We start from the raw sequence: 4,373 nt of genomic DNA on the forward strand, positions 1-4,373 counted from the left end.
GGGAAGACGCAGTAAAGGTCGCCCTGCGAAGCAGAAAGCAAGCGAAATCCGTGAGGAAGTCGCCTAAGAGCCTTTGCTTTTAGAATCCCCCACTTGAGCTAGTCGAAAGTGGTGGGAGTATGTCAAGATAAAACGCATCGAGATCAAAAGAACGTATCCACGTTAGTATTCTAACTAATAATTATTTCAAAAAATAAGAGCTGATAAATCAGCTCTTATTTTCAACTACTTATTTAATTAAGACAATTGAGCAGCACTAAAATCAACTCTTAAATCAGCTTGTTGATTTACCTTCCTCTTGATAGTTCACAACCTTGCCTTAGGTCTTTTGTGACAATTTCCAACTCTTTGCAGAGAGCAAAAAATCATAGTTTAATGCCATGAGGATGCTCTGCATATTAAAGTTATTGCGGTCTTCAGGTAACTGTAACAGAAGCGGTAAACGTGTTACGCCATTTTCACCATTAGCAAAGGCATAATGCCGTACTTTAGAGTCAATCACCGAAATTAAATTCTTCGCTTCCAGATAAACACTCTCTTGAGAGGCCTGTTTTTGAATAGCAATAATTCTAATATAGCAACGATCTCGAACCTCGATCAGATTCTGTTTTAATTCATTGATCTTCAATTCATGATTTTCAGATTTTTTAAACAGCCGCTTAAGAAAACTGCTATTTTCGGCATTTTGCATTTCGCGTTCTAACTGGCGTATGTGTTGCTGGATCTGGCGAGTTTGTTCCATCGCACTATTGAGCAGTTCCCTAATTTCCTGAGTGGGGGCTGAAACCGCTCGTAGCTGTTGCTGATACTGAAATTCATCGTGAAAGATCACAAAGATTTGCGCACGACGTTGTTCCAGTAATTTTAAATAAGCAATTAAGCGATATTTGAACAGACGTGCATGCTGATTAAACTGTAGCATCGGTTGCTGCGATAAAATTTCCAGTTGATGCAGAAACTCATTAATTAACCTTGAAATATTTAAATAGCAATATTCTAGTTCATCGGTATGTTGCACACTGTTTTTTAAGCCTTTTAGCAAAGGTTCGAGAATATTTAAGGATAAATCTTTTTCTAAGATTTCTAGATGCTCTTTCACCAGGTGATCGATGGAAAAACTTTGAATATTTAAAATTTCTTTTAAACTTGGGATGAGATTTTGCTGATTATATTCATGCAGGGATTCAATCAGTTCCACAATATGCGGATTCATTTTGCGCTGAATACCAATGATTCGGTTCATCAGTTGTTTAAAATTTGCAAAATAATCCGCTTGATCCAGCTGTTGCGGGTCAAGAACCAAACCACTGATATAGAATCGATCCTCTTTACCAAAGTTTTCTTCGGTTAAAAAACGGCGAATTGAATAGGCAGAAACTGAACTGTCGTAGGTGCTGCTTAGGACAAAATAATATTGAAAGGTTTTGATAATTTCAAAGTCGCGAACGCGTTGTTGCTGAATAAAATAATCCTGAAAAATTGCCAGTTCCTGTTCTGCATATTCACTCGGCAAAATATGGGCAAACCAGCTTCCCAGAATTTCACTTTTCATAAAAATTTCAAAGATAAAAGTTCGGACCTGCTCAATATCCAAATGCCGGTGATTTTCAGAAACAGTAAAATCTAAGTCCCGAATAATCAGGGCAGCGTCATACAGAAAGGCTTTTTTGATCAGTTGCTGTGCCTGAATGTCTGCTGAATGTTCCAGATCAATCTGGTTAATTTCACGCACAATACTTTCTAGGTAATCGGCAATCTGAAAGTCGGTTTGATAGCCTTGCAGATAGCTGAATGTACTCTTTATTCTGTGCGCGAGTTGCAGTAATTCGGAGTTTTGCGTGTCAAGCTGAAGATTTTTTAGGCTAGTATGACCTTTAAACTCAAAGGTCTGGTTCAGGTAATTCCATGCGATATTCTTGGCTTTCAGGTACTGGTCTTCTATTTTCTGATGCAATGCCTGCGGCGTCGTCGATAGGATGGACTGTATTTGTTGTTGCCAATGCTTATCGAGAATAGGATCAATTTGTTTTAACTTTACCCGCAGCTGATAAGGAATATATGTTTGCATGGAAATCCAAAAACCTTGTAATAAGTTCAAACTTTTAGGGGAAATAAGTCGTGTGATTTATATCACAAATATAAGTCTTAACTGGGAATATAGCATAAAAAAAATCGATATCGGCGGTGTTCATTGCTGGTTAAATGATCTGAACCTGTGCTAAGCGTAAAAATGCAGGAACCCCGCGACTCCAAGTAATCTGGTACCCTGCATGTTCAGGCCATTTTCCTGGAATCATCAGTTCAGGCAGAAACAGCGATGAATGCCCAAAGCATACTTCGCAAGCATTGACTCCCTTCTGTACTATAGTGGCAGTGCATTCGTTGAACGCTCGGTAAAAAAATAGGGCCGGAAAAATTGACGGCCATTTCAGGGTGATTTGACTCACGTCGATGTTATTGAAATAAACCGTGTTTTTTCATTATTTTGTGATATAAGTATCATAAATAATGACTTGGAATTGCCCTATTGAGACAGGTTTTACTGGCGCCTCGTTTAAATCTGCGCAGCTTAATATTACTTTTAACAGTTTTAAGCGTGACCTGTCTGTTCGTCTTTGCTTTATTTTTTGTTAACTATACAGTGAAAGAGCGCCTGATCGATAACTCTCTGGCCTTGAATGCTGAATATTCCTCTAGGATTGCTGCCCATACCAACTATCAGTTTGAAGAAATCTTAAAAAATTTACGCTTTAGCGCCAAGCTGCTCGGTCAAGATTTTGCTAGTTCCAGCCTGAGGAATAGTGAAACGGCACGCCTGAAAAGCCAGTCCGGACATTTCAACAGTGTTTTTCTGGTTGACCGGGAAGGGCATATCATTTCATTTTTCCCGACCAGCTTAAAGATTGATTCTAAACAGATCCATAAAACCCTTGGCATCACCGAGTCGCTCAAACGCAAGAAAACTTATATTTCTTCTCCATACTGGTCATCAACCAAAAGACTGATCGTGATTATTTCTGAACCAGTCTTCGATACCCAGGGGCAATACTTGGGCTTTATCGCCGGTACGATTTATCTGCAAAGCAAGAATCTGGTCAGTGAAATGCTGGCCTCCAAATATGGTTACAAGAAAAATTATACCTATGTTATGGATGACCAAAAACGCATCATTTTTCATGCCGATACTCGGAAAATTGGCCAGAAAGTCCAGGTCAGTGATGGCTTAACTCCGATGCTTCAGCAACAAGATGGCGCTTTTCGTCTGATGAACGGCCAAGGCATAGAGAGTCTGGTCGGCTTTTCACATATTCCCAGTGTGAACTGGATTGTTGTATCGCAGCAGCCGATTGATGAGCTATTTGCTCAAGCCAACAGTATCATTATCAACGTATCCATCGGGATTACCCTGTTCTATTTCTTCATTTTCTTTGTGGTCTGGCGTTTATCGGGTTTGATTGCACTACCTTTAAACCATTTGGCGAAAATGGCTAGTATGCTCAATCAGCCTGAGATTCAGGAAAAAATTAACAGAATTGACCCTGTATATTTTGAGGTTAATCAGTTCAAAAATTCCCTGATGCTAAGTTCTCAGAATTTTAAGGAAAAAATTGATGAGCTGAATCAGTCGGTGAATACCGATCCATTGACCGGTTTATATAATCGCCGAGGGATGAAGCTGTTTCTTGAAGAATTTGTGCGTGTGCGTACCGAATTTGCGGTGTTGGCAGTGGATATCGATTTTTTTAAAAAGGTAAATGATAGCTATGGCCATGACAAAGGCGATATTGTCTTACAAAGACTGGCCAGACTGATGAAATATCATTTTCGTGACAATGACATCTGCTGCCGTTCAGGGGGAGAGGAGTTTATTATTTTAATGGCTGCTTCAGACCCGATCACCGTTTTTCAGGCGGCAGAACGACTACGAAAGGCAGTTGAAATCACTGAAATCGAGGAAATTGGCATCGTCACCATTTCAATTGGCATTGCTTATTGGCCGCATAGTTCTGAGGATGTGGAAGAGGTACTGAAAATGGCAGATCAGCAGCTGTATCAGGCCAAGCGTGAGGGACGTAACTGCACGCGTTAATTTCAGGTATCTAACTGATGCAAACACGACGGAGAGAGTTAAGGTATTTGATATATAAGGTTAGCTGTAGACAGCTCTCATGGAAGGTATTCACGGATTATTTACACCAGCCTAATGTTATAATAAACATGTGAATTTTCAGACAATACAAAATTTTCTCTGTACACGACAAATTTCATAGGATCCTTGTCCTATCAGGCTTTTTCTTTCTTAAAATTGCTAGCACTTTCTTAAATTCTTCTTTTTTTCCAAAACCAATCAAACGTAGAATAGCCATTTGAAC

Annotated in this window: 2 protein-coding genes; one reads left to right on the forward strand and one right to left on the reverse strand. The window is 39.5% G+C overall.

Translation table 11 applies throughout. The features are described from left to right. Nucleotides 1-319: 319 nt before the first annotated feature. Complete coding sequence (locus FTT83_RS15550) at nt 320-2,068, reverse strand: hypothetical protein (protein WP_180044569.1); 1,749 nt, start codon at nt 2,066-2,068, stop codon at nt 320-322. A 528-nt stretch (nt 2,069-2,596) separates the two neighbouring features. On the opposite strand from FTT83_RS15550, the gene FTT83_RS15555 reads away from it, so the two are divergent. Further along, nucleotides 2,597-4,090 (forward strand): diguanylate cyclase, encoded by a 1,494-nt coding sequence (locus FTT83_RS15555; RefSeq protein WP_373456135.1) that lies wholly within the window; start codon nt 2,597-2,599, stop codon nt 4,088-4,090. Nucleotides 4,091-4,373: the final 283 nt, after the last annotated feature.

Origin of the sequence: Acinetobacter sp. YH01018 (assembly GCF_013420295.1) — a bacterium.
Lineage (GTDB): Bacteria > Pseudomonadota > Gammaproteobacteria > Pseudomonadales > Moraxellaceae > Acinetobacter.

Excerpts from the sequence above, each read along its gene's own strand:
- FTT83_RS15550 (WP_180044569.1), bottom strand. The coding sequence starts at position 2,068 with ATGCAAACATATATTCCTTATCAGCTGCGGGTAAAGTTAAAACAAATT.